Origin of the sequence: Pararhizobium sp. LjRoot255, assembly GCF_964252905.1 — a bacterium.
GTDB lineage: Bacteria > Pseudomonadota > Alphaproteobacteria > Rhizobiales > Rhizobiaceae > Pararhizobium.
The window spans coordinates 1,919,156-1,944,118 of the sequence record NZ_CAXUPQ020000001.1; the positions used below are offsets into that span (position 1 = coordinate 1,919,156).

The window sequence follows — 24,963 nt, forward strand, 5'->3', positions numbered from 1 at the left end:
TCCAAGTTGCGTCGCGATGAAATTGCTTCTCTCTGCCGCCGGTCTCCTGAACCAGTCAGAAGGACTGCCCGATCCCGGCATAGATCCCGTATTTGGTGCCGCCCGGATAGGCGTTCAGCGGCACCGCAAAATCGAGCCGGATCGGCCCGAACGGCGTTGCATAGCGGATGCCGATACCCGCACCAGCACGGATATCCGAAAAATCCGGCGTAGTTTCGGCCGATACCGTTCCGGCGTCGAGGAAGGGAACAATGCCGATCTTGTCGGTGATGTTGATACGTGCCTCGACCGAGGCGTTTGCATAGGAGCGGCCACCGAGGATTTCGTTATCTCCGTTGCGTGGACTGATCTCCTGGTAGGAGTAGCCGCGCACCGTGCCGCCACCGCCGAGGTAGAAGCGCCGGTTGGCCGGAATGGAGGCAAGGCCGTCGCCACCGGCCAGGACGCCCGCGCCGAGCTTGCCGGCCAGCACGAAGCGGTTTTCCTCGCCGAGGCCGAGATAGGCCGAGGCCGAGCCCTCGAACGAACTGAAGAAGGCCTGGCCGTTGATCTCATAGCTCGGCTTGGCATTGATCGAGGCGCGGTAGCCTGCTGTCGGATTGAGCTTGTCGTCGCGCGTGTCGCGGACATATTCGATCGGGATCGCCGCCGTCAGATACTCATTGGTGCCGAAGGCGTCGTCGATATCGGCCCAACTGAGTTCGGCGCCGCCGGAGATCGTGTCGGTATCGGACAACTCGAAGGTTGCGCCGGCGGCACCGGTGAAAATCGTCGCATTATAGGCGTCGGGATCGAGAAGCTGCGCCTTCAGGCTGGCGTTGAAGGTGGAAGCCGGCCCGAAGGCGCCGGGCTTGGCAAAGAGCAGGCCCGCCGAATAATCGAGGTTGCCGACATCGGTCGTCTCGCCGATGCGGTTGACCGAGCCTTCGACGCGAAGCGATTCGGCCCGGCCGAAGAGATTGCGGTGACCCCAATAGCCCTGGATGCCGAAACCGTCCGTGGTCGAAAATTGTGCGCCGGCGCCGAAATAGCGGTGTTTGCCTTCGGAGACCTCGATGGTCATCGGAATGGTGCCATCCGGCGCCAGCTCATCGGCTTCCTTGATGGTGATGCTCGAAAACACGCCGAGCTGGCGCAGTCGCTCGGAGGCCCTGCGCAGGTTTTCCGGCGAATAGGGCTTGCCGCCGTTGAGGCGCGAGTAACTAGCGACGAAGGCGGGATCAACGGTCTTGGTGCCGGTCACGGTAACGGTGCCGACCGGCGCAACCGGGCCGCCTTCCGCGGCGATGACCACATCCACCGTATTCGTCTTGTGATCAGCAATGGCGCTGCGTTCCGTCAGCCTGGCAAACGGTCGGCCTTCCTCCTTCAAGTCCTCGACGACTTTTTCGCCGGCCTTGATGATGAGGGTGGAATCCGCCCGCGCGCCAGGTTTCAAGTATTCGTCCGGTCTGCGCCCGCGGGCGTCTCCCTTGAGCACGACATTGCCAAGCGTGAAAACCGGACCGGGCGTCACGGTGATTTCGACGGGAACCGGAGCACCGTCCGGAAACACCGGGTCGGGCGGCAACGTGTCGATGTCCTGGCCGTTCACCTTGACGTCGACCGTGCCGCCATAGCGGGCCTGTTCATAGAGGGCAGCGAGAAGTCGATCGCGATCGTCGCGCGCCTTGATGGCGAGGCCGAGATCGCCGGAAACGGGTTTGTCCTTGTCCTGGAACAGGCGCGAACTGTTTTCCAGCGCCTCCTTCAGATCCTCGTCGCCGGAGGTTTCCGTCAAGGTAAGGCTGTAGTTGACGGGATCGATGACCTCGACTTTTTCCTCGTCACTCTCGAAGAAACTGATGCCGAAGATCTTGAAGGCATGGGCCTCGGTAGCCGACAAAGGCCCGCAGACGGCAAGCGCCGCGACGGCAAAAGCGGTGCCAGCGTTCCGGTACGCAACACTTACAGTCGGCAGACGCTTTCGTTTCCGCATTCCGCTTTCCAGGCTACTTTCAACATCCGCCTGCCGTCATGGCAGGGGCACAATTGCATGACAAGGTTTTCCCTTCATTAACGATGACCCTACACAGCATTGCCACGGTGATGAAGGCATGACGCGGGAATTTGGAGAAAAACCGCGGCACGTGTGACGTGCGGGAAACAAAAAGCCCCGGATTTCTCCGGGGCTGGCGGTATTCGCGTCGCCGGGGCAAAAGCCGCTTGCCGCGTTTTTTGCCCTGCCGGCTGCAGCCTGTGTGTTATATCACGGGCAATCGTCGATGTAACGGCGGCCGTAGCGGTCGCGATAGTAGCACTGGCCCGGCTGCTCGCTGACATGGCCGATGACTGCACCGGAAACACCGCCGATCGCCGCGCCGACGGCTGCGCCGCGCACGTTGCCGGTGATCGCGCCGCCGATGATGGCGCCGGAAACGGCACCGATGCCGGCACCCTTTTCAGTCTGTGTGCAGCTTGCGACTGACAAGGCAATCAACACAAGCGCAATGGCTCTTTTCATTTGGTTCTCCAATCTGGACGCGGAAGCTACCTCTCCGCCGTCCGTTCCCCGGGAATGGAAGCTGGACGGTAAGGTCCCCCTCCGGTCGAACTTGCAACTTCGAAGATAATTGCATGTCTGCGAAAGTCTACAGATATCCTGCAAAATCCTCTCGTTGCAAGAAATGCCATTCAACCTGAACGGAAGCTGAAGGCGCTGTTCCCAACGTGACAGCTCCGCAGAAATTTCCGGCGCCAATCCGGCGCAAATCACCGCCCAGCTTGCAATTTCCGGTGCATGATTGCAGCCGGTTTCATTGAAGCAGAATATAATGAAGGAGTGGTTCGTCCTTTTCCACGCGGGCTTGACTCAGATCAATGTTAAGTGGAATGAAATCCATGACGGATAGTTTGGAACTGTTCAAAATTAGGGGCCTTTTGCCGCAGGCCGCGGCGATCCCGAGCTTCGGGATTGACGCAGGCTGTCTTTGGATCAAAAAGACGGCAAGGTTCTGGAGACGATGATGGATTTCGAAAGTTTCTTCAAAGGCGAACTGGACGGCCTGCATCAGGAAGGCCGCTACCGCGTGTTCGCCGATCTGGAGCGCCAGCGCGGAGAATTCCCGAAGGCGATCCGCTACAACGCCGATGGCGAAAAACAGGACGTCACCGTCTGGTGTTCCAACGACTATCTCGGCATGGGTCAGCACCCCAAGGTCATCGAGGCGATGAAACTCGCCATCGACCAGTGTGGCGCGGGTGCGGGAGGCACCCGGAATATCTCGGGCACCAACCACTATCACGTGCTGCTCGAGCGCGAACTCGCCGATCTGCACGGCAAGGAATCGGCGCTCCTGTTCACCTCCGGTTACGTTTCCAACTGGGCGGCACTTGGAACGCTCTGTTCGAAGATCCCCGGCGTGATCGTCTTTTCGGACGCCGGCAATCACGCATCGATGATCGAGGGCATCCGTCACTCCAAATGCGAGCGGGTGATCTTCAAGCACAATTCGGTCGCCGACCTCGAAGCGAAACTGGCTGCCGCCGATCCGCGCGCGCCCAAAATCATTGCGTTCGAATCGGTCTACTCGATGGATGGCGACATTTCGCCGATCAAGGAGATTTGCGATCTCGCCGACAAATACGGCGCGATGACCTATCTCGACGAGGTTCATGCCGTCGGCATGTACGGCCCGCGCGGCGGTGGCATTGCCGAGCGCGAAGGCCTGATGCATCGGCTGACGGTGATCGAGGGCACGCTCGGCAAGGCATTCGGCGTCATGGGCGGCTATATCGCGGCATCGAGCGCGCTGTGCGACTTCATCCGCTCGTTTGCCTCCGGCTTCATCTTCACGACCGCGCTGCCGCCGGCGCTCGCCGCCGGTGCTGTCGCCTCGATCCGGCACCTCAAGGAAAGCCAGGTCGAACGCTTCGCCCATCAGGAACGGGTTCGCCGCCTGCGCAACCTGCTCGACAAGAACGGCATTCCGCACTTGAACAATCCGAGCCACATCGTGCCGGTGATCGTCGGCGATGCGGCCAAGTGCAAGTGGATCTCCGATCTGCTGCTCGACAATTGCGGCATCTATGTCCAGCCGATCAACTATCCGACGGTGCCGAAAAAGACCGAACGCCTGCGCATCACGCCGACGCCGCTGCATTCGGACGGCGATATCGACCACCTGGTCGGCGCGCTGCACCAGCTCTGGTCGCGTTGCGCGCTGGCGAGAGCTGTTGCGTAAGGTAAATCTAACCTACTGAATGGAATCAGGCCGCCGCTCCGGCGGCCTTTTCTTTTTCGGCTACCGCTTCAGCAGCACGGGCGCGGGCTTCGCCGTCGGCGGCGAAAACGTCGTCCATGGAGGCGGCCGGGGCGACGTCCGTCATGCGATCCATGACCACCTCGGCGATGTCGGCCATATCGAGGAAGCCGATGCGGCCTGAGACGAAGGCATGGAAGGCTACTTCCTCGGCCGCGTTCATGATCGCGCCCTGCAGGCCGCCGCGCTCCATTGCGGTGCGGGCAAGGCGCAGCGCCGGGAAACGGACCTCATCCGGTGCCTCGAAATCCAGCCTTGCGAGTTTGGCGAAGTCCAGTCGATCGACATTCAGCTTCGTACGCATCGGATAGGTCAGCGCGTAGCCGATTGCGGTGCGCATATCGGGGCAACCCAGCTGGGCGATGACGGAGCCGTCGGTGTAGCCGACCATCGAATGGATGATCGACTGCGGGTGGACGACGACTTCGATCTGGCTTGGCGCGACGTCGAACAGGTGCTTCGCCTCGATCATTTCCAGCCCTTTGTTGAACATTGAGGCGCTGCCGATCGAGATCTTCAGGCCCATCGACCAGTTCGGATGGGCGCGCGCGACCTCGGCCGTAACGCCGGCCATCTGCTCGCGCGACCATGTGCGGAAGGGGCCGCCGGATGCGGTCAGCACGATCCGCTCGACCGCGTGGCGCTGATCGTCTTCCAGCGACTGGAAGATGGCACTGTGTTCGCTGTCGACCGGGATCAGCCGCCCGCCGCCTTCGGCAACCGCACGCACGAAGAGGTCTCCCGCCGAGACAAGGCACTCCTTGTTGGCGAGCGCGATATCGGCGCCGCGCCTGGCGGCGGCGAGCGTCGGCGCGAGGCCGGCTGTTCCGACGATGGCCGCCATCACCCAGTCGGCGTCGCGCTCGGCGGCCTCGATCAGGCCACTGCGGCCGGCGGCGACCTCGATGCCGGTGCCCGCCAGGGCCGATTTCAGGTTTTCGTATTGGCCCTCGCTGGCGGTCACGGCAAGTTCAGCGCCGGTCGCCGTGGCTTGCGCAGCAAGCAGACCGATGTTGCCATTGCCGGTCACGGCGGCAATCTCGAATGCGTCACGGCCGCCGAGCTGGTCGATGACATCGAGCGTGTTGGTGCCGATCGAGCCTGTGGAGCCCAGAATGGTCAAGCGGCGTTTTTCAGGTGCGCCGGAGGTCATGGCCAAGTCCCGTTGTTTTTCTTGTTTCGCGCTACAGCGCCGCGGACGCCGCAGCACTTAAACTGCTGCATAATTTTATCCTTAGATCGATTCCGATTTAAGGAATTGTGCACTAGGCTCTACAGGTGAAAGCGACTGTCAACAAGGGTGTCTCCAAACAGGATGTGGCGATATGGTCGCGCCTGAGGGCGATTCGCGGCAAACGCCGTCAATTCGGAAGGACGGCATCTCACATGTTGAAACTTGCGCTGTTTGTCTCCTGCTCCTGTGTGCTGCTTGATGCGACGTCCGTCTCGACCGTCGTCGCCAAATCCGTGCCCGCCGAACTCGTCGGAACATGGCTTGCCGAGGATATCGGTGGCGGCGGCGTGATCGACGACTTACAAACGACGCTCGAAATCAACGATGACGGCACCTATTCCGGCTTTGCCGGCTGCAATCATTACACCGGCACATTCAACCTGAAGGCCAACGAGATCATCTTCGGCCCCGCCGGCGCCACGCGCAAGATCTGCGTTCCGGCCGTGATGGACCAGGAGTGGAAATTCTTCGATGCGTTGAAGAGCGGGCTTTCCTGGAGGATCGAGGACAGCAAGCTGATGCTCGCGAAACCCGGTTCAACCAGCGTCATGCGCCTTGCCGCGCACGGCTTATAAACTTAGGTCCAAGTGACCGCTGGTCACCGATAAGACCAACAAAGATCTCTCGCTAAAGCGGGTTTTGCGCTGGACTCGCTGTTTGCAAGCGCTCGGCAACCACGGAAGCGACGAACGCCGCATGTTCCGTCACCTGCGGCAGACCCATGAGTTCGCCGAAGGTGCCGCGCGCCAGGGGGCCGGCAATCAGGAGCGACGGTGTTACACCGGATACGGGGCCGACCGCTTCGCAATTGCGGGTACAGGAAAGCCCAAGGCCGGTCTGATCGAGCTCGAGATAGCCGCGCGCTGCCAATTCCGCGAGAAAGGGTTGGCTCGCAAGGATGCGGCCATGTCCGGGACCGGTGGTGACCACGACTGCATCATAGGTCCGCTCCACCGTCTCTCGGCCGCGCCGGAGGCGGAGCGCGCAGCGCACCGTCTCGCCCTCGACGTTGGTACCTGCAATCGACCCGGCGAGAATTTGAAGGCGGCCCTGCGAAATCGCCTCGTCCAGTGCTGTTTCCACCTGCGGTGCGACCCGGAAGCGGTGGACATCCCAATAAGGCCGTAGATGCCGGACGATACGTTGCCGTTCCGCGATCGGCAGGATCTGCCAGATCGATTGGCCCTGTGCTCGCACCTGGTCGATGACGCCATGCCAGGTCAGCCCGGTTGCGGTTGCCTCGCGAACGGCGCGGCGGATGTTCCGGACCAGCTTTCGAGCCGTGAAAGCCGGGTCGGCGAGGAAATCGCCTGTGGGATCTTGCGGGAAGGGCGCATGTCCCCGGGACCGTAGGCCGCGGCGGGAGATCGCGGTGATCGCGCCGGTGTGCCCCTTGAGTACCAGGGATGCGATCACATCGGCAGAGGTCAGGCCGTTGCCGATGACCAGCACCCGGTCGGAGGGGCGGATGGCACCGAGCGCGCCGGCTTTCGTGGGGTCTGGTACGAAGCGCGGATGGTCCTTCAGCAGTGTCTGAAGGCCGCCCGGCGCCACCGGTGGCGGATGGCTGGTGGCGATGACGACGATGTCTGCCAGGGTTTCGCCGCCGTCCTCATCGACGAGACACCAGCGCTGCTGTCGGTTGCGCAGCAGATGCGCGACGGCTGCACGGCGATGCTGGACGGCGCCGTCGGCGATGAGCGGCTGCAGCATGGCATTGACATAATCGCCGAACACCTTTCGCCGGGGAAAGAGATTGCCGTCCGGCCGCAGGGCATCGGCATCGCCCGCAGTTGCCGACTGATCCTCGATCCAGCGCAGAAAATGATCCGGGTCGTCGGTGAGAAGGCTCATGCGTGCGGCGGGAACGTTGATGCGGTGAGCGGGTTCCGCCGTGTCGTAGGCGAGCCCCCTGCCCAGGCCGTCGCGCGGTTCGAAAACGACGATCTCCGGCGCCGGGCTCTGGTCCGCTTGCGCGAGATAGAACGCCGTGGTCGCGCCGGAGACGCCGCCGCCAATGATGGCGACCACCGGCCGTTTCGCTTTCGATGCTGTCGATTCACTGCGCACTGACAAGGTCATCGGATTGACAATCAATTGGTTCATGACATCTCACCGCCGGCCAACCCTGATGGTATTGGCGGCAGTCAAGCCTGTAAGTTTTCGATCCATTTGCCGGGTAAAAGCAAGACGGGATTTGGCTGGCTGTGGCACAGCCAAGCTTTCGATCAGGATTTTTCGTCCAGAGCGCCAAGAACGCGGCGGAGCAATTCGTCTTCTTCCCGCACGCCATGCCGGTAAAGGGTCAGCACCAGCGCCGCCACCGGGTTGTTCGCATCGCTTTCGGGGGTTATGTTGCGGGCTATCCTGGCCGCGTCGAAGACGCGCTGGCACAGTTCAACGTGATGCGGCAGCATCGGCTCGTTGCGCCATTTCGTCATGCCCAGTGTCCCCATCCTATCAGAAATATGCGTTTGCCCAGTGAAGAAGCGTGATCCATGGCCACACGATAAGCGTGTACCTTGAAGCTCGCATGCCTCGCGCCCGGCATGGGTGGCGGTCGAATATGGCGGTTTTCTGTCTGAAGGGATTCGCAAAGTGGATAGTCTCTGCGGCTTTGTCCCAAAATTATGGGATATCAGGTCGGCTCTGCCACGACGGCAGGGTCCATCATCGGGACTGCGGCGTTCAGATCGTTCCTGACATATTTGACCAAGAGGATGCTCAGGATAGAACCGACGATCACGAAGACGACGGCTCGCATGGTCATTTGCATAGCATTGTTCCTGTTTTAGGTGCTGTGCAAACATATGGAGTGCCCGGTTGTTTCGGAAGGGCAGTCACGACAAATAATTCCTGAGCAACGGAGCGGCGAGAAGGCCGGACAGCATCACATCGCCAAGGCTCGAGGCTGCCCACATTCCGGCGTCGGCCGTCGGGCTGGGCTCTCAACTCTGGATCGCGCCTCCGAAAAGGCTTGGCCGACGCCGATCAGGATCGGATTGTCGACGCCGATTCGCTCGACGGCATCTGCCAGATCGCCAACTGTCCCGATCCAGCGTCTTTCATTGCTGCGGGTGACCGCGCTCATCACCACTGCCGGGGTCGCGCTGTCCATGCCGGCGGCCAGAAGTCTGGCGCGAATCTGGCCCGCGGTGCGGCCGCCCATGTAGAAGATGGTCGTGGTGCGCGGTTCGGCCAGATTTTGCCAATCGAGATGTTCGGGCAGGTCGCCGAGGCGCGAGTGGCCGGTAACGAAGCGGACGGCCTGCGCGTGATCGCGATGCGTCAGCGAGACACCGAGACGGGCGGCCATGGCGCTGGCTGAGGTGATGCCGGGCACGACCTCGACGGGAATGCCTTGCTGTTCGAGGCAGGCGATTTCCTCGCCCGCACGGCCGAAGATCATCGGATCGCCGGATTTCAGCCGCACCACGCGCTTTCCGGCTTTGGCAAGCTGGATCATCATCGCGTTGATATCTTCCTGCTTGCAGCTCGTCCGGCCGCCGCGCTTGCCGACGAGCATGCGCTTTGCTTCACGGCGGGCAAGTTCCAGCACCTCGTCGGAGACGAGATCGTCGAACAGGATGACGTCTGCCGCCTGCAGCGCGCGCACCGCCTTGAGCGTCAAGAGCTCCGCATCGCCGGGGCCGGCACCCACCAGCGTCACGCGTCCGCTGGAGGATCTGTTCTTCGTGACAATCCGCCCGGCATCGGCGAGAAGGCCAGCTTCGGTCTCAGTCTCGGGTGCCGCGCCGAAGGCGCGATCGACGAAATTCTCCCAGAAGGCGCGCCTCGGCGCACCGGGGCTGACCCGTGCATTGACCTTGTCCCGGATCGAATGCGCCAGTGCTGCCCAGGACTTCAGGGCCGGCGGCAGCAGCGTCTCGATGCGCCGGCGGATCGCCTGGGCGAGGATCGGGGCTGCGCCATCGGTGGAGATGGCGACGACGACGGGCGAGCGGTTGACGATCGATCCGAATTGGAACTGGCAGTATTTCGGGTTGTCGATGACGTTGACCGGTACGCCGGCCCTGCAGGCCGCATCGAAGAACGCAGCAGCGGCTTCGTCGTCTTCGCAATCGGCAATGGCGATAGCCGCTCCTTCGAAGGCAGAAGTCGACCAATGCTCCTTGTGATGGCGGAGCCGGCCGTCATCCTGCATGAGTGTCGCGAACGTGTCGCTCAGCTCTCCCGCATAGACGTGGACTTCTGCGCCGCAGGCTGCCAGCAGTTCCGCCTTCCAGGCTGCCGCATCCGATCCGCCGGCAACGATGGCGCGTTTTCCTTCGAGCGCCCAAAAGACCGGCAATTTGGCAAGCGGCGCCATGCGGGCAGGGCGGGCGTTGCGGTCACTCGGCAGCAGCTGCAAGGCATCCATCGATGATCCCCCTGATTTCGGCGCGGCAGGAGCCGCAATTGGTTCCGGCGTTCAATTCCTTGCCGACCGCCTCGACGCTGTGGCAGCCGCCGCGCACGGCGGCGACGATCTGGTTGACGCCGACGCTGAAGCAGGAGCAGACGGTGGCACCTGGATCCATGCGGCCAGCGCCCGGGCGCCCGGCAACGACGGCGAACCGTTTTGCCATTTCGGCATGTCGGACAGTCAGTTGCTCGATCGTCCAGTTGCGCGCGACGGCGACCGGTTGGCGAGCGAGGAAGAACGCGGCAAGCAACCGATCGCCATCGAAAAAGGCAAGGCGCAGGTCGCCGGTCTGGGCGTCAGCATAGCCGAGGGGCTCGATATGGTCGGGAATTCCGAAATGGGTGCGGCACCACTGCGTCCAGCTTTCGGGCGCGGCGTCGAACGCCAGTTCCAGCCGCCAGCCGCCATCGGCCTTCGCAAGTGCCCAATAGGCTGTGTCGAGCCCCTGTGGTTTGGCGGCCGAAACCGCAAAGCCATAGCTTGCAACCTTCAGTCGCCGGGCAGCAACGGCGACGTTCTTCGAGGCCGGCTGACCTGAGAAGGGATCGGTGACCGGCGCGACGACAGCGTCGATGCGGGCCTTGGCGGCAAACTGATCGTTCCAGTGCATCGGCACGAACAGGCTGCCGCGAGCCTGCCGTTCGGTAACCAAAGCGCGCACCACGGCCTTCCCGTAGGGACTTTCGATCTCGACGAGACCGGCGCTGGCGATGCCTAGCTCCATGGCGTCGCGCGGATGAATTTCGGCAAAGGGCTCGGCGATATGGGCGGAGAGCCGGGCGCTTTTGCCGGTCCGCGTCATCGTATGCCACTGGTCGCGGATACGGCCGGTGTTGAGCGTCAGCGGAAAATCGGCACTGGTCCGGTCCGAGACCGGAGCGCTGACGGCAATGAAACGCGCCTTGTGATCGGGATGGAAGAAGCCACCATCGGCGAAGAAGCGGGTGGTTTGCACCTGCGCGCCCTCCGGCTGCGGCCATTGAAAGGGTTCCAGCGTTTCGTAAGTCGTTTCATCGATTCGCCGATAGGCGCCGATATCGAAATCGCGGCTGCCGTCGTTTTCGAAGGCGGACAAAGCCGCGTGCTCGACAAAGACCTCCGTCGCGGAGCCGAAGGAGAACGCACCCTCGAAACCCATGCGGCGGCCGACCTCGGCCAACTGCCACCAGTCGGCCTTGGCTTCGCCGGGGGCGGGAAGATGGCCCCGCTGACGGGAAATTCGACGTTCCGAGTTGGTGACGGTGCCGTCCTTCTCGCCCCAGCCGAGCGATGGCAGGAGGACATGCGCAAACTTCGCGGTATCGGTGTCGGTGAGGATGTCGGAGACGACGACGAAAGGACAGGCGGCGATTGCGGCGGCGACGGCATCGGCGTCCGGCATCGAGACGACCGGGTTGGTGGCCATGATCCAGAGTGCCTTGATCCGGCCGTCGGCGACCGCGCGGAACATGTCGACGGCCTTGAGGCCGGGCTTGCGGGCAATCACCGGCGACTGCCAGAAGCGCTGGACGCGGTCGCAATCCTCGGAATTTTCGATGGCCATGTGGGCCGCCAACATGTTGGCCAGGCCGCCGACCTCGCGACCGCCCATGGCGTTCGGCTGGCCGGTGAGCGAGAAGGGACCCATGCCGGGCCGGCCGATGCGCCCGGTCGCGAGATGACAGTTGATGATGGCGTTGACCTTGTCTGTGCCGGAGGCGGATTGATTGACGCCCTGGCTGTAGCAGGTGACGACCTTTTCCGTTTCTTCAAACAGGCGGAAGAACTGGCGCAACTGCATGGAGGGCAGGCCGGTCAATTCCATCAGCTCGGCGATGCTAAGGGCCGAGGCCGCGGCGAAGGCCTCGGCGAAACCATTGGTGTGCGTGCCGATATAGTTCTGGTCGATCACAGCGGTACCGGCAAGGTGGGCCAGCAGGCCCATGAACAGCGCCACGTCGCCATCCGGCCGGATCGCCAGGTGCAGGTCGGCGATGTCGGCGGTCATCGTGCGACGCGGGTCAATGACGACCACCTTCATGCTGGGCCGGGCGGCCTTGGCGGCGGCGAGGCGTTGGTAGATGACCGGATGGCACCAGGCGAGGTTGGAACCGGTCAGGATGACCAGATCGGCAAGCTCGATGTCCTCATAAATACCGGGAACGGTATCGGCACCGAAAGCACGGCGATGGCCCGCGACCGAGGAGGACATGCACAGGCGCGAATTGGTGTCGATATTGGCCGAGCCGATGAAGCCCTTCATCAGCTTGTTGGCGACGTAGTAGTCCTCCGTCAGCAGCTGGCCGGAGACGTAGAAGGCCACCGAATCGGGGCCATGCTCGGCGATCGTTTCGGAAAAGCGGGAGGCGACAAGGTCAAGCGCCTCGTCCCAGTCGGCGCGGCGTCCGTCGATCTGCGGATAAAGAACACGTCCGTCGAGATCGATAGTTTCGGCGAGCGCCGAGCCCTTCGAACACAGGCGTCCGAAATTGGCGGGATGGTCCGGGTCGCCCTTGACGCTGACTATGCCGTTATCATCGATCTTGGCGATGACGCCGCAACCGACGCCGCAGTATGGACAGGTGGTCTTGGTTTCAGTGGACACTGGTCTTCCCCCCGTCATTCCGGCGCCCGTGGCTTTCACCCCCTTCTGTCAGCTTCGCTGACATCTCCCCCTCAAGATGGGAGATCGGGAGCTTGCCGCGCCATCCGTGTCCTCCGGTGGTGAGTTGGGCACGAAGGGCCTCCAACTTGCCACACGGGGCGGCGGCATGCGCTGTCCGATCTCCCCCCTTGAGGGGGAGGTGTCCCGAAGGGACAGAGGGGGGTATCGCCATGAACGCCGTCATGCGCCTATTCCGCCGCCATCATCAGGCTTTCGAGCGCGATGGAGAGCGCACCGTCCTCGTTGCGCACGGCGATGGTCTTGACCTCGCCCTCATCGGCACCGAGCGCCTTGCCGCTTTCGAGCGAGATGACCCAGTTGTGCAGCGGGCAGGTGACGGCCTTGCCATGAACGATGCCCTGGCTCAAGGGACCGCCCTTGTGCGGGCAGTGATCCTCGATAGCGAAGACCTCGTTTTCGGCCGTGCGGAACACGGCGATCTTGCCTTGCGGCGTCTTCACGCAGCGGGCGCCGCGCAGCGGGATGTCGTTGATGTCGCCGATTGCGATCCAGTTCGTTTCCATATCCGTCACTCCGCCGCTTCCGAGTATCCAACCGTCGCCATCGGCCGGAACTCGTGCTTGTCCTTGCCGGAGACGCGCTCCGACCAGGGGTCGACCTGAGCGAATTTCTGGGAGAAGACGAAGTGGTCGTAATAGGCTTGGCGCTTCTCCGCATCGCCCATGATCTGGCGGCGGATTTCGTCGAGGCCAATGCGCTTGGCCCATTTATAGATGCGCTCCAGATAGCGACCCTGCTCGCGGTACATCTGCGTCAATGCCACGATATGCTGCAGCGCCTCGTCCTCGGTCTTCACGAGGCCGAGCACTTCCGTGCCCTTGATGTCGAGACCGGCGGCCCCGGCAAAATGGATCTCGAAGCCCGAATCGACGCAGATGACGCCGATATCCTTGCAGGTTGCCTCGGCGCAGTTTCGCGGACAGCCGGAGACGGCCATCTTGAGCTTGGCCGGCGTCCAGGAGCCCCACATGAACTTCTCGATGCGAATGCCGAGCCCGGTCGAATCCTGCGTGCCGAAGCGGCACCAGTCGGAACCGACGCAGGTCTTCACCGTTCTCAGACCCTTGGCATAGGCCTGGCCGGAAACGAAGCCGGCCTTGCCGAGATCGGCCCAGACGGCGGGCAGATCTTCCTTCTCGATGCCGAGCAAGTCGATGCGCTGGCCACCGGTCACCTTGACCAGCGGCACCTCGAACTTGTCGACCACGTCGGCGATCGCACGAAGCTCCTTCGAATTGGTGACGCCGCCCCACATGCGCGGCACGACCGAATAGGTGCCGTCCTTCTGGATGTTGGCGTGGACGCGCTCGTTGATGAAGCGCGACTGGTAGTCGTCGGCATATTCGTCCGGCCAGTCGCACACGAGGTAGTAGTTGAGAGCCGGGCGACATTTGGCGCAGCCGCAGGAGGTCTTCCACTCCAGCTCCTGCATGACGGCGGGAATGGTCTTCAGACCCTTGGCCTTGATCAGGCGGCGCACGTCGTCATGGCCAAGCTCGGTGCAGCCGCACATCGGCTGTACGGCAGCCGGATTGTAGGCATCGCCGAGCGTGATAGTCATCAGCTGTTCGACGAGGCCGGTGCAGGAGCCGCAGGAGGCGGATGCCTTGGTGTGGGCCCGCACGTCGTCGAGCGAGGTCAGTCCCTTCGAGGTGATCGTACCCGTGATCTTGCCCTTGCAGACGCCGTTGCAGCCGCAGATTTCCGCATCATCCGGCAAGGCTGCAACGGCCGCCATAGGGTCCAGCGGGGACCCTCCCTGGTAGGCCTGACCGAAAATGAGCGTTTCGCGCATTTCCGAGATATCGGTGGCTTTCTTCTTCAGGTCGTTGAACCAGGCGCCGTCGGCGGTTTCGCCGTAAAGCACGGTGCCGATGATGCGGTTGTCCTTCAGCACCAGACGTTTGTAGACACCGGCCGTCGCATCGCGCAGCACGATCTCCTCGCGGTCGTCGCCTTCTGCGAAGTCGCCGAGCGAAAAGAGGTTGATGCCGGTCACCTTGAGCTTCGTCGGCGTGTCGGCATGGACGAAGGCCGGCGTGCGATCGCCTGCCAGATGCGAAGCGGCGATGCGGGCCATTTCGTAGAGCGGTGCGACGAGGCCATAGACCATGCCGCCGACCTCGGCGCATTCGCCAAGCGCCAGGATATCGCCATCGGAGGTCTGCATGCCGGCATCGACGACGATACCGCGATTGACGGCGAGACCGGCGTCCTTGGCAAGTCCGGCGTTCGGACGGATGCCGACCGCCATGACCACCAACGTTGCCGGAATGATCGTGCCGTTGTCGAGTTCGATTCCCTCGACCTTGCCATCGCCGATGATCGCCTTGGTATTGGCCTTGCAGATGACCTTGATGCCGCGTTCCTCGACGGCCTTCTGCAAGAGGTAGCCGGCGGCCGGATCGAGCTGGCGCTCCATCAGCGTCGGCATCACATGCAGCACGGTCACATCCATGCCGCGCGAGGCAAGACCTGCTGCCGCCTCGAGGCCGAGCAGGCCGCCGCCGATGACGACAGCCTTTTCGCGCGACTGGGCGGCGAGCAGCATGGCCTGCACGTCGTCGAGGTCGCGGTAGGTGATCACGCCGGGAAGGTCCTTGCCAGGCACCGGAATGATGAAGGGCACGGAGCCGGTGGCGATGACGAGCTTGTCATAGCTTTCGGTCACGCCATGATCGGAGGTGACGGTTTTCTTGTCGCGGTCGATCGAGACGATCTTGTGGCCCTTGTAAAGCGTGATGCCGTGCTCAATGTACCAGCCGTCGCCGTGGATGACGATTTCCTCATAGCTTTTTTCGCCGGACAGAACCGGCGAGAGCATGATGCGGTCGTAGTTGACGCGCGGCTCGGCGTTGAAGATCGTGACCTGGTATTGCCCCGGCGCTTGTTCGAACAAATGCTCCAGCATGCGTCCGGGGGCCATGCCATTGCCGATGATGACGAGTTTCTGGGTCATGTCGGGTTACTCCGCGGCTTCGACGAAACGGTGGCGTTCGTAGAGGAACTTCAGGACCGCCTCCCGGCACTTGAGATACGTGCGGTCGGAGGCGAGCTCGATGCGGTTGCGCGGCCGGGCGATCGGCACGTCGAGGACTTCGCCGATCTTGGCTGCAGGACCGTTGGTCATCATGACGATTCGGTCGGACAGCAGCACGGCTTCATCGACGTCGTGGGTGATCATGACCATGGTGTTGCCGAGGCGGGCGTGGATTTCCATCACGGCATCCTGCAGATGCGCCCGGGTCAGTGCGTCGAGCGCGCCGAAGGGCTCGTCGAGCAGCAGGATCTTCGGTTCCATGGCGAGCGCCCGGGCGATACCGACGCGTTGCTTCATGCCGCCGGAAATCTCGGACGGCCGCTTGTCCTTGGCATGAGCCATCTGCACGAGGTCCAGATTAGACATGACCCAGTCGTGGCGTTGCGCCTTGCCCTTAGTCCTGCCGAAAACCTTGGAGACGGCGAGATTGACGTTTTCATAGACCGTCAGCCAGGGCAGCAGGCTGTGGTTCTGGAAGACGACGGCGCGTTCCGGTCCCGGCGCGTTGACCTCCCGGTTTTCGAGCAGTACCGCGCCGGACGAAACCGGCGTCAGGCCGGCGATCAGGTTGAGCAGGGTCGATTTTCCACAGCCGGAATGGCCGATGATCGAGACGAACTCGCCCTTGCCGATCGTCAGGTTGACATCCTTCAACACTTCGGCGCGGCTTCCCGCCCGGTCGAAAAACTTGTCGATGTGATCGAGTTTGAGATAGGCGTTCATGATCTAAGTCCCTCAGTTGGCGGAGGCGCCGCGGGTGACGATTGTGCCGAGAGCTGCGACCAGCTTGTCGAGGATGAAGCCGACGACGCCGATATAGGCGAGCGCGACGATGATGTCGGGCAGGCGCGACGAGTTCCACGCATCCCAGATGAAGAAACCGATGCCGACGCCGCCGGTCAGCATTTCAGCGGCGACGATGGCAAGCCAGGACAGGCCGACACCGATGCGAAGACCGGTGAAGATGTAGGGGGCTGCCGACGGCAGCATGATCTTGAAGAAGAATTCGAACTGGTTGAGACACAGCACCTTGGCGACGTTGCGGTAATCCTGCGGGATGTTGCGGACACCGACGGCGGTGTTGATGATGACTGGCCAGATAGAGGTGATGAAGATCACGAAGATCGCAGACGGGTTCGAATCCTGGAACGCGGCGAGCGACAGCGGCAGCCAGGCGAGCGGCGGCACGGTGCGCAGGATCTGGAAGATCGGATCAAGCCCGCGCATGGCCCAGACGGACTGGCCGATGACCGCGCCGATGAGCACGCCGGCGACGGCGGCCAGGCCGAAGCCGTAGGCAACCCGCTGCAGCGAGATCAGCACTCGCCAGCCTAGGCCGATATCCTGCGGGCCGTAGTCGAAGAACGGAAAGGCGATCAGGTCGTAGCTTTCCTCCCAGACTTGCGACGGCGGCGGCAGCGTCGCGCCGGCGCCAGAACAGAGGATCTGCCAGATCGTCAGGATGACGATGAGCACGACCAGCGGCGGCAGGACATTGCGCGCGACCGCGACCGCGATCTGCTTCGGCTTCGTTTTCGCGGCGGGCCGGCCGGAGAAGGGCAGGACGCTTGCGTCAGTCTTCGGCAGTTGAGCCGTTGCGATTTTTTCCGTGCGGGCCAGTGCGGGCATGGAAGAACTCCTGAAAGCTAAGAGGAAATCGGCGCAGGAGATCCCGCGCCGAGGGTGTTCGGATCAAAGAGCAACCTTGATCGCCAGGCTATCGAGATAGGCCGACGGGTTCTCCGGATCGAAGACCTTGCCGTCGAAGAAGGTTTCCTTGCCGCGCGAGGTGCTGGCCGGAATGTCCGATGCGGCAACGCCGAGGTCGGCTGCGGCTGCACGCCAGATGTCCTCGCGGTTCACCTGATCGACCAGCGCCTTGATGTCGGTGTCGGGCGCAAGCTTGCCCCAGCGGATGTTCTCGGTCATGAACCAGGTGTCATGGCTCTTGAACGGGTAGGAGGCGCCATTTGCCCAGAATTTCATGTAGAGATCGGTGCCGTGCACGACCCGGCCGTTGCCGTAGTTGATGTCGCCCTTCAGCCGGCCGATGATGTCTTTCGTCGGTACGTTGAACCATTGGCGCTTGCCGACGATCGTTGCCATCTCTTCCTTGTTGTCCATGTTCTCGCACCACTGCTGGGCTTCCATCACGGCCATCATCAGCGCCTTGGCGGCGTTCGGATTCTTTTCGATCCAGTCGGCGCGCATGCCGAGTGCCTTTTCCGGATGCCCCTTCCAGAGTTCGCCGGTGGACGCCGCGGTAAAGCCGATGCCCTGGTTGACCAGTTGCTCGTTCCAGGGCTCGCCGACACAGAAACAGTCCATGTTGCCGACCTTCATGTTCGCCACCATCTGCGGCGGCGGCACGACGATGGTCGAGACGTCCTTGTCCGGGTCGATGCCGCCGGCGGCCAGCCAGTAGCGGATCCAGAGATCGTGGGTGCCGCCGGGGAAAGTCATCGCGACCTTCACTTCGCCGCCATCGGCCTTCTTCTTTTCGAAGGCGGCCTTGAGCTTGGAGGCGTCGAGTTGAACGCCCGTCTCGGCATATTCCTTGGCGACGGAGATCGCCTGGCTGTCGGTGTTCAGCCGGGCGAGGATCGCCATGGGTACGGGAACGTTGTTCTGGGTGACCTTGCCGGTGTGCATGAGGTAAGGCATCGGCGAAAGGATGTGCGCGCCGTCGATGCCGTTGGCTGCGCCGCCGAGCACGAGATTGTCGCGTGTCGCACCCCAGGACGCCTGCTTGGCGACTTCGACATCCGGAAGCCCGTGCTTTTCGAAAAAGCCCTTTTCCTTGGCGATGATCAGCGCTGCCGAATCGGTCAGCGCGATGAAGCCGAGTTTCACGCCGGTCACTTCCGGGCCGGCCGTGGCGGCAAAGGCGCCGGACGGGAAGGCCGTCTTGATAGCGCCGAACAGGGCGGCGGTTGCGGTGGTTTTCAGGAGGCTGCGACGGGTGATGCCGTTGCTCAATATTGTCTTCATGAACAGTTCCCTCTGCTGTGGCCGGTCTGATTTTTGGCAATAAAAAACGCCGCTCGGAGATTTGCGTCTGCGGGAGGGAGGATCCCGGACTGCAAAACCCTTGCGACGTCGATGTCTCTTGCGAAGGCCTATTGTGGGCTTCGACTTGCTGCGATCGCCATTGACCGGAGCGATTTATCTCATGCAAAGCCCGTGCCAGTTTTGATAAGAAGGATTAGAGCTTTGAAATTGAATGGGTTTTGGCGCCGATATGTCAAGTGCGTAATTTTTGAGCGCCGCATTTTTGTGCAAAAAATTTCAGCTGTTGCTTATGGAGGGGCAGGTTTAGGTGCGAATTTTGTGCAGCGCAAAAAAGGCGCGCTAGATTTCTTCACCGGCGTTGCCGCCGAGCGCAGTGCTTTTGACCGTGAATCCGGCGATATAGTCGGCGATCCGGAGCGGATCGAAAACCTGCCCGTCCACGAAGCGGTCGCCGTCAGCGGCTCCCTCGACGCGAATGTCGTCATCCAGCAGCGGCGCGGCGTCCGCTCCAAGTGCCAGACGGTAGATATCGGGTCGATAGGCCGCGGCCGCGGCGGTCATGCCTGTCGGGCAAAGATCAGTCTGGCCCCACCGGATCATCTGGCTGTAGATCCACAGGGCCTGGCTCGGGCGCGGATAGTTGGCGAACCCGGCATGGAAGGCGAAATAGCTGTCGATAATGCGCCGGTTGCCCCGGTCATCGAGATTGAATTCGCCGGCCAGCACGCGGCGGATGATGTCGACCGGCGCAGCGAGATACCGCGCATCGGCGAGCGCCTCCGCCAGCGCGTCGTGGTTGTCCGGGCGGTCGCACCAGCGTGCCGCCGCATCCAGCGCGACGATCAACCGGGAGACCGTCTCCGGATGCCTCTCAGCCCATTCGGGCCGCATGCCGATGACCTTTTCCGGGGCCGATGGCCAGATATCCTGCTTTGCGGCGACGATACGGCCGACACCGCGCTCGGAGGCGACCATGTTCCAGGGTGCGCCGACGCAGAACCCGTCGATGGCGCCGGCGGCGAGCGCATCGGACGTCATCGGCGGCGGTACGACAACGAGCTTGACGTCGCGATCCGGATCGATGCCGCCCGCCGCAAGCCAATAGCGAAATTCATAATTGTGCGAGGAGAAGGGATAGGTGACGCCCAGTGTCGGCAGCGGTTCGCCGCGCGCCTTCATGCCTTCAATGACCTTCGCCAGCGCCAGCGCGTTTTCCAATGCGCTCGCCGTTTCGGGCAGCGATGCTTCCTGGCACATACGGGCGAAAAGCCGTATCGAGAGCGTGATCGCATTGCCGCCGCGCCCCAGCGAGAAAGGGGTGATCGTCGGCGATGGATTGGAGCCCAAGCCCAGCATCGAGGCGACCGGCATGGGCGACAGCATGTGGGCTATGTCGAACTGGCGAAAGGCAAGCCGGTCGCGGACATTGGCCCAGGAGACATCCTTGACCAGATCGAGCGTCAGGCCCTCCTTCTGCGCAAAGCCGAATTCGGAGGCAGCGATCAGCACGGACGCATCGACAAGCGGGATGAAACCGGCCCGCAGGGTGCGCGGACCTTCGCTGGTCATTTCCGCCGGAGCGGCCAGGCGGCCATGGCCGTTCAATTCGGTGAGCTTCGTGATCATGTTCACTCCAATTCCTCCCGCCGGAAAATGTCTGGCCGATGCGCTGTCATCACATCAGCAATCCTGCGGCGGTGACGACGCTCTGGGCGATATCGGCTATCTTTTTCTTCTCGTTCATCGCCGTCTGGCGCAGCAGCGCGAATGCCTGCTCTTCGGAGAGGCCGCGCATCTTCATCAGGATGCCCTTCGCCCGCTCGATGATCTTGCGCTCCTCCAGCGCGGACTTCGCGTCGGCAAGCTCCCGCTGCAGCCGGCTGAAGGCATTGAAGCGGCTGACGGCCATGTCGAGAATGGGTTTGACGCGTTCCTTCTTCAGGCCGTCGACGATATAGGCGGAAACGCCGGCTTCCACGGCCGCCTCGATCGAGGCCGTGTCGGAGCGATCAACGAACATGGCGATCGGCCGGCCGACCGTGCGGGTCAACTGGAACAGATGCTCCATCATGTCGCGATTCGGATTTTCGAGATCGATGACGATGACGTCCGGTCGCAGTGTGTCGATGATGCGGGCAATGCCGTTGACTTCATGGACCACCGTCACCTTGGTATGCCCGGCCTCGCGCAATCCTTCCTCGATGATGGAAGCGCGGATCGCGTTCTCATCGATGACAAGGATGGTGAGGTCAAAATAAGCCATGGCGCATAGATGACGCAGCGCAGCAATCTTGGCAATGCCTAAAATAATTGCTCTGTTTTTGCGGCCTAAAATTTAGGCAACATGCCCAGAACGTGACCGGATTATTGTTTGCTGCGCGTCCATCTAGGCCGGTCGAGACTTGCCGAGTTCGCATGATATCACAGCGGGGCAAGGGGAGCGACATGCCGGAAAACGCGCAAGACATGTACGCCTGCATCGGACAGGCCCTGGCGGATTGTGTCGAGCCTGGAGCGAGATTCGGCTGACAAGAAGCCGGTTCATGGCGATAAAGCCGTCATTTTCCCTGATGTGCCACTTTATCAAAGCGCTAAGGACGGCTTACGATGTGAAAAAACATTGTGTCGGTGGAACAGTTTGGGCAGTCGGGAGTAGAGTGTGCATCAGGACATGGCTTTGGTGGCGACGGTTGCGATCAGCTTCGTGCTGGCCGCGGGTTTCGGCTACTTCGCTGACAGGCTTCGCTTGCCGCCTCTGGTCGGTTATCTCGTTGCCGGCATTTTGATGGGGCCGCTCACGCCGGGTTTCAACGCCGATAGTGCGCTTGCCGCGCAACTGGCTGAAATCGGTGTCATCCTGCTGATGTTCGGCGTCGGCCTGCATTTCTCGGCATCAGATCTCATCGCCGTCCGCGGCATTGCCATCCCCGGCGCCATCGGCCAGATCATCCTTGCGACGCTGCTCGGCATGGGCCTCTGCACCCTCTGGGGCTGGAGCCTTGGCGCCGGGCTTGTCTTCGGCCTTTGCATTTCCGTTGCCAGCACCGTCGTCCTGCTCAAGGCATTGGAGGAGCGAAACCTCGTCAACTCGCCCAAAGGCCGGGTGGCCATCGGCTGGCTGATCGTCGAGGACCTGGCGATGGTGCTGACACTCGTTCTCCTGCCCATCGTCGCTGAGGTCTTGGGAGACCACGGCGCGACGGCGGCGCATGCGGGCGGTACGTCGATCGCGCTCACCATCCTTCTCACGCTCGTCAAGCTCGGCGCCTTTGCGGTGCTCGCCGTCGTGCTCGGCCCACGGCTCGTGCCGTGGCTGCTGACGTTGGTCGCGCGCACCGGCTCGCGGGAACTGTTCACACTCACAGTTCTTGCGATAGCGCTTGGCATCGCCTTCGGCTCGGCGACCATTTTCGGCGTGTCCTTCGCGCTCGGTGCGTTCTTTGCCGGCGTCATCATGAGCGAATCCCACCTCAGCCATCGGGCCGCGGCCGATTCGCTGCCTCTGCAGAATGCTTTCTCGGTGCTGTTCTTCGTCTCGGTCGGCATGCTGTTCAACCCGATGATCCTGATCCACCAGCCGCTCGCGGTGATTGCCATCCTGGCGCTGATCACCTGCGGCAAATCGCTGATCGCCGCCGGTTTCGTTCTTTTGCTGCGCTATCCGCTGCCGATGGCGCTGACGGTGGCGGCGAGCCTGGCGCAGATCGGTGAATTCTCCTTCATTGTCGCCGGGCTCGGCGTCTCGCTCGGGCTTTTGTCGCAGGAAGGCCACGACCTCATCCTCGCCGGCGCCATCCTTTCGATCACGCTGAACCCGCTGATGTTCGGGGTCGCGGCGAAACTGAAAACGGCAATCGGCAGTGCGATGCCCGTTTTCGCAAGCCAGTATGGCCAGGCCAAATTTGCCGCGCTGACCCGGGATCTCGATGTCATCAGGGAAAAGGCCGAAGAGAAAGAAAACCAGCAGCAGCTGAAGAAGCAGCAACTGGTGAACACGTTCCCGATGTTTTCCGAGGTCAATGAACATGCCCTGGAGGAGCTTCTCCTCCTGTTCCGGCCGGCGTCGGCGGCGCCGGGCGATAAGGTCATCAGGGTCGGCGAGCGCGGTGACGCCATGTATTTCATCGCCTCCGGTGCCGTCGAGGTGCGGTTGCCGGGTAAGGCTATTCTTCTCGAAGCAGGCGCCTTCTTCGGCGAGATGGCGCTGCTCAGCGGCGGCTTGCGCACCGCCGACGTGATCGCGGTCGATTTCTGCCAGTTCCTGAAGCTCGACCGGCGCGACTTCAACATCTTCATGACCCGGCACCCGCGGCTGCGGGCAGCCGTCAGCGACATGGCCCGCGAGCGCAAGCAGATGAATATCGTGGCTGACGCCCAAAGCGATGCGGTCGATTAGAGCCGAGGAGTGGCAGGCTGCTGCGGCCCGTGGCTGATCGACGGCGAGGGGAGCTGCCGGATCGCCTCTTCGGCGTCTTCATAGCGCCACCCCACGCTTTGCGCCCGGTGTGCAAGAGCGACGAATGCTTCCGGCATGTCCGCGCCGGCGGCGGCGGCGAAGCTGACACCGGACATTTCCAGATCATCGAAGGACGACCGGATGGCTTCGGCCGCATCGGATTGAGAACCAGCCCCGGCCGGTGCTGGAATGGATTTCATGGGAGGCATGAGCCGTGCTCCTCTGGTGACGAACATCCCGAACGGGCAGGCCTCTTCTTTGTTCCGGGGGTCTCTGTGCATTTCCTCTGGACTTCGAGACATATGTCGTTGCCGGAAATTCCAGATTTTGGCCAGATTTGATCGCAGCGACGCAGCTTTTAGTCTGAAAGGCGTTCAAATTGGCAAGAAGTGGCGATCAAACTTAATGTAGACTGCGTCAATCGCATCAAAACACCGGAGAATGTCATGACCGCTCCACACCCCTCCAAAACCCATATCGGCAATCACAAACTGCATCCCGAAACGCAGATGCTGAACTATGGTTATGATCCGGAATTGTCCGAGGGCGCTGTCAAGCCGCCGGTCTTCCTGACTTCGACCTTCGTTTTCAAATCGGCAGAGGAGGGCCGCGACTTCTTCGATTTCGTCTCCGGTCGGCGCGAGCCGCCGGCGGGCACCGGGGCGGGTTTGGTCTATTCCCGCTTCAATCATCCCAACAGCGAAATCGTTGAGGACCGCCTGGCGGTTTTCGAACGCGCCGAAAGCTGCGCGCTGTTTTCCTCCGGCATGTCGGCGATCGCCACGACGCTGCTCGCCTTCGTCAGGCCGGGTGATGCGATCCTGCATTCGCAACCGCTCTATGGCGGCACGGAAACGCTGCTGGCAAAGACCTTCCTCAATATGGGCGTCACTGCCGTCGGCTTTGCCGATGGCGTCAGCGAGAAATCCGTGCAACAGGCTGCGGACGCGGCCATGGCCAAGGGCCGCGTCTCGGTGATCCTGATCGAAACGCCGGCCAACCCGACCAACAGCCTCGTCGATGTCGCGATGATTCGCCGGATCGCCGACCGGATCGGTGAAACGCAAGGTCATACGCCGACAGTTGCCTGCGACAACACATTGCTCGGACCCGTCTTCCAGCGGCCGATCGAGCATGGCGCCGATCTTTCGCTCTATTCGCTGACCAAATATGTCGGCGGCCACTCCGATCTGATCGCCGGCGCGGCGCTGGGCACCAAGGTGATCATCAAGCAGATCAAGGCGTTGCGCGGCGCCATCGGCACGCAACTTGATCCGCATTCCTGCTGGATGCTCGGCCGCTCGCTGGAAACGCTGTCGATCCGCATGGAAAAGGCCAATAGCAACGCGCGTCAGATCGCCGACTTCCTGCGCGATCATCCGAAGGTCGAGACCATCCACTATCTGCCCTATCACGACGCCGGCTCGCCTGTCGGCAAGACCTTTGCCGCGCAGTGCACCGGTGCCGGCTCTACATTCTCCTTCGATATCCGCGGTGGCCAGCCGGCCTCGTTCCGCTTTCTCAATGCGCTGCAGATCTTCAAGCTCGCTGTCAGCCTCGGCGGCACCGAATCACTCGCCAGCCACCCTGCGACCATGACCCATTCCGGCGTGCCGGTGGACGTGCGCCAGCGGATCGGCGTGCTGGAATCGACCATCCGCCTGTCAATCGGCATCGAACACCCGGACGACCTGATCGCCGACCTGACGGTGGCACTGGATGCGGCGTAAGGCGCGGCCTGGTTGCGCTTATTTTTGGCGGTGTCTTGAAACGGTTACATTCGCTTGCCATATTGAGCCCATCGAATTCGTTTCCAGCGGCTGACCACG

At 62.2% G+C, this 24,963-nt stretch carries 20 protein-coding genes; 4 read left to right on the top strand and 16 right to left on the bottom strand.

Annotation, left to right across the window (positions count from 1 at the left end):
• Positions 1-55: 55 nt before the first annotated feature.
• Both ACSQ2W_RS09350 and ACSQ2W_RS09355 read right to left on the bottom strand, forming a co-directional pair.
• Complete coding sequence (locus ACSQ2W_RS09350) at positions 56-1,978, bottom strand: autotransporter assembly complex protein TamA (RefSeq protein WP_436086007.1); 1,923 nt, start codon at positions 1,976-1,978, stop codon at positions 56-58.
• A 270-nt stretch (positions 1,979-2,248) separates the two neighbouring features.
• Entirely contained in the window at positions 2,249-2,503 is a 255-nt protein-coding gene (locus tag ACSQ2W_RS09355) for a YMGG-like glycine zipper-containing protein (RefSeq protein WP_436079870.1), read from the bottom strand.
• Positions 2,504-3,005: 502 nt separating this feature from the next.
• Here ACSQ2W_RS09355 and hemA point away from each other — a divergent pair.
• Complete coding sequence (hemA, locus tag ACSQ2W_RS09360; RefSeq protein ID WP_436086008.1) at positions 3,006-4,223, top strand: 5-aminolevulinate synthase; 1,218 nt, start codon at positions 3,006-3,008, stop codon at positions 4,221-4,223.
• A gap of 25 nt (positions 4,224-4,248) precedes the next feature.
• Here the strand turns inward: hemA and dxr are convergent, their stop codons facing one another.
• Positions 4,249-5,454: a 1-deoxy-D-xylulose-5-phosphate reductoisomerase gene (gene dxr, locus ACSQ2W_RS09365; RefSeq protein WP_436086009.1), complete on the bottom strand. Its 1,206-nt coding sequence runs from the start codon at positions 5,452-5,454 to the stop codon at positions 4,249-4,251.
• Positions 5,455-5,687: 233 nt separating this feature from the next.
• Between dxr and ACSQ2W_RS09370 the strand changes: the two genes are divergently transcribed.
• The gene (locus ACSQ2W_RS09370) at positions 5,688-6,110 is read left to right on the top strand and encodes an META domain-containing protein (protein WP_436086010.1); all 423 of its coding nucleotides are present in this window, start codon (positions 5,688-5,690) and stop codon (positions 6,108-6,110) included.
• Between the two features lie 52 nt (positions 6,111-6,162).
• Here ACSQ2W_RS09370 and ACSQ2W_RS09375 read toward each other — a convergent pair whose 3' ends face one another.
• From ACSQ2W_RS09375 to ACSQ2W_RS09430, 12 genes are all read right to left on the bottom strand, one after another.
• Complete coding sequence (locus ACSQ2W_RS09375) at positions 6,163-7,617, bottom strand: FAD/NAD(P)-binding protein (protein ID WP_436087727.1); 1,455 nt, start codon at positions 7,615-7,617, stop codon at positions 6,163-6,165.
• 146 nt (positions 7,618-7,763) lie between these two features.
• Positions 7,764-7,976 carry a hypothetical protein gene (locus tag ACSQ2W_RS09380; RefSeq protein WP_436086011.1) on the bottom strand — a complete coding sequence of 71 codons (213 nt, stop codon included), beginning with the start codon at positions 7,974-7,976 and terminating at the stop codon, positions 7,764-7,766.
• 197 nt (positions 7,977-8,173) lie between these two features.
• Entirely contained in the window at positions 8,174-8,311 is a 138-nt protein-coding gene (locus ACSQ2W_RS09385) for a hypothetical protein (protein WP_436086012.1), read from the bottom strand.
• A 114-nt stretch (positions 8,312-8,425) separates the two neighbouring features.
• Positions 8,426-9,916, bottom strand: a complete 1,491-nt coding sequence (gene cysG, locus ACSQ2W_RS09390; RefSeq protein WP_436086013.1) for a siroheme synthase CysG — start codon at positions 9,914-9,916, stop codon at positions 8,426-8,428.
• The gene (locus tag ACSQ2W_RS09395) at positions 9,888-12,545 is read right to left on the bottom strand and encodes a nitrate reductase (protein WP_436086014.1); all 2,658 of its coding nucleotides are present in this window, start codon (positions 12,543-12,545) and stop codon (positions 9,888-9,890) included. Before ACSQ2W_RS09395 ends, cysG begins: the two co-directional genes overlap by 29 nt.
• 248 nt (positions 12,546-12,793) lie before the next feature.
• On the bottom strand, positions 12,794-13,129 hold the full coding sequence (gene nirD / locus ACSQ2W_RS09400; RefSeq protein ID WP_018328231.1) for a nitrite reductase small subunit NirD: 336 nt from the start codon (positions 13,127-13,129) through the stop codon (positions 12,794-12,796).
• A gap of 5 nt (positions 13,130-13,134) precedes the next feature.
• Positions 13,135-15,585, bottom strand: a complete 2,451-nt coding sequence (nirB, locus tag ACSQ2W_RS09405) for a nitrite reductase large subunit NirB (RefSeq protein ID WP_436086015.1) — start codon at positions 15,583-15,585, stop codon at positions 13,135-13,137.
• 6 nt (positions 15,586-15,591) lie between these two features.
• Positions 15,592-16,389 (bottom strand): ABC transporter ATP-binding protein, encoded by a 798-nt coding sequence (locus tag ACSQ2W_RS09410; protein WP_436086016.1) that lies wholly within the window; start codon positions 16,387-16,389, stop codon positions 15,592-15,594.
• A gap of 12 nt (positions 16,390-16,401) precedes the next feature.
• On the bottom strand, positions 16,402-17,295 hold the full coding sequence (gene ntrB / locus ACSQ2W_RS09415) for a nitrate ABC transporter permease (protein ID WP_436086017.1): 894 nt from the start codon (positions 17,293-17,295) through the stop codon (positions 16,402-16,404).
• Between the two features lie 63 nt (positions 17,296-17,358).
• A complete protein-coding gene (locus tag ACSQ2W_RS09420) occupies positions 17,359-18,657 on the bottom strand; it encodes a CmpA/NrtA family ABC transporter substrate-binding protein (RefSeq protein WP_436086018.1) in 1,299 nt (432 codons plus the stop codon).
• Positions 18,658-19,017: 360 nt separating this feature from the next.
• Positions 19,018-20,247 carry a CmpA/NrtA family ABC transporter substrate-binding protein gene (locus ACSQ2W_RS09425; protein ID WP_436087728.1) on the bottom strand — a complete coding sequence of 410 codons (1,230 nt, stop codon included), beginning with the start codon at positions 20,245-20,247 and terminating at the stop codon, positions 19,018-19,020.
• Positions 20,248-20,353: 106 nt separating this feature from the next.
• The gene (locus ACSQ2W_RS09430) at positions 20,354-20,941 is read right to left on the bottom strand and encodes an ANTAR domain-containing response regulator (RefSeq protein ID WP_436079882.1); all 588 of its coding nucleotides are present in this window, start codon (positions 20,939-20,941) and stop codon (positions 20,354-20,356) included.
• 396 nt (positions 20,942-21,337) lie between these two features.
• Here ACSQ2W_RS09430 and ACSQ2W_RS09435 point away from each other — a divergent pair, with 396 nt between their 5' ends.
• Positions 21,338-23,074 (top strand): cation:proton antiporter domain-containing protein, encoded by a 1,737-nt coding sequence (locus ACSQ2W_RS09435; RefSeq protein WP_436086019.1) that lies wholly within the window; start codon positions 21,338-21,340, stop codon positions 23,072-23,074.
• Here ACSQ2W_RS09435 and ACSQ2W_RS09440 read toward each other — a convergent pair.
• Positions 23,071-23,343: a hypothetical protein gene (locus ACSQ2W_RS09440; RefSeq protein WP_436086020.1), complete on the bottom strand. Its 273-nt coding sequence runs from the start codon at positions 23,341-23,343 to the stop codon at positions 23,071-23,073. The two genes, ACSQ2W_RS09435 and ACSQ2W_RS09440, sit on opposite strands and share 4 nt — an antisense overlap.
• A 237-nt stretch (positions 23,344-23,580) precedes the next feature.
• On the opposite strand from ACSQ2W_RS09440, the gene ACSQ2W_RS09445 reads away from it, so the two are divergent.
• A complete protein-coding gene (locus tag ACSQ2W_RS09445; RefSeq protein WP_436086021.1) occupies positions 23,581-24,864 on the top strand; it encodes a cystathionine gamma-synthase family protein in 1,284 nt (427 codons plus the stop codon).
• Positions 24,865-24,963: the final 99 nt, after the last annotated feature.

Coding starts and splice junctions, on each gene's coding strand:
- ACSQ2W_RS09350 (WP_436086007.1), bottom strand. CDS start 1,978: ATGCGGAAACGAAAGCGTCTGCCGACTGTAAGTGTTGCGTACCGGAAC.
- ACSQ2W_RS09355 (WP_436079870.1), bottom strand. CDS start 2,503: ATGAAAAGAGCCATTGCGCTTGTGTTGATTGCCTTGTCAGTCGCAAGC.
- hemA (WP_436086008.1), top strand. CDS start 3,006: ATGGATTTCGAAAGTTTCTTCAAAGGCGAACTGGACGGCCTGCATCAG.
- dxr (WP_436086009.1), bottom strand. CDS start 5,454: ATGACCTCCGGCGCACCTGAAAAACGCCGCTTGACCATTCTGGGCTCC.
- ACSQ2W_RS09370 (WP_436086010.1), top strand. CDS start 5,688: ATGTTGAAACTTGCGCTGTTTGTCTCCTGCTCCTGTGTGCTGCTTGAT.
- ACSQ2W_RS09375 (WP_436087727.1), bottom strand. CDS start 7,617: ATGACCTTGTCAGTGCGCAGTGAATCGACAGCATCGAAAGCGAAACGG.
- ACSQ2W_RS09380 (WP_436086011.1), bottom strand. CDS start 7,976: ATGACGAAATGGCGCAACGAGCCGATGCTGCCGCATCACGTTGAACTG.
- ACSQ2W_RS09385 (WP_436086012.1), bottom strand. CDS start 8,311: ATGCAAATGACCATGCGAGCCGTCGTCTTCGTGATCGTCGGTTCTATC.
- cysG (WP_436086013.1), bottom strand. CDS start 9,916: ATGGATGCCTTGCAGCTGCTGCCGAGTGACCGCAACGCCCGCCCTGCC.
- nirD (WP_018328231.1), bottom strand. CDS start 13,129: ATGGAAACGAACTGGATCGCAATCGGCGACATCAACGACATCCCGCTG.
- nirB (WP_436086015.1), bottom strand. CDS start 15,585: ATGACCCAGAAACTCGTCATCATCGGCAATGGCATGGCCCCCGGACGC.
- ACSQ2W_RS09410 (WP_436086016.1), bottom strand. CDS start 16,389: ATGAACGCCTATCTCAAACTCGATCACATCGACAAGTTTTTCGACCGG.
- ntrB (WP_436086017.1), bottom strand. CDS start 17,295: ATGCCCGCACTGGCCCGCACGGAAAAAATCGCAACGGCTCAACTGCCG.
- ACSQ2W_RS09420 (WP_436086018.1), bottom strand. CDS start 18,657: ATGAAGACAATATTGAGCAACGGCATCACCCGTCGCAGCCTCCTGAAA.
- ACSQ2W_RS09425 (WP_436087728.1), bottom strand. CDS start 20,247: ATGACCAGCGAAGGTCCGCGCACCCTGCGGGCCGGTTTCATCCCGCTT.
- ACSQ2W_RS09430 (WP_436079882.1), bottom strand. CDS start 20,941: ATGGCTTATTTTGACCTCACCATCCTTGTCATCGATGAGAACGCGATC.
- ACSQ2W_RS09440 (WP_436086020.1), bottom strand. CDS start 23,343: ATGCCTCCCATGAAATCCATTCCAGCACCGGCCGGGGCTGGTTCTCAA.
- ACSQ2W_RS09445 (WP_436086021.1), top strand. CDS start 23,581: ATGACCGCTCCACACCCCTCCAAAACCCATATCGGCAATCACAAACTG.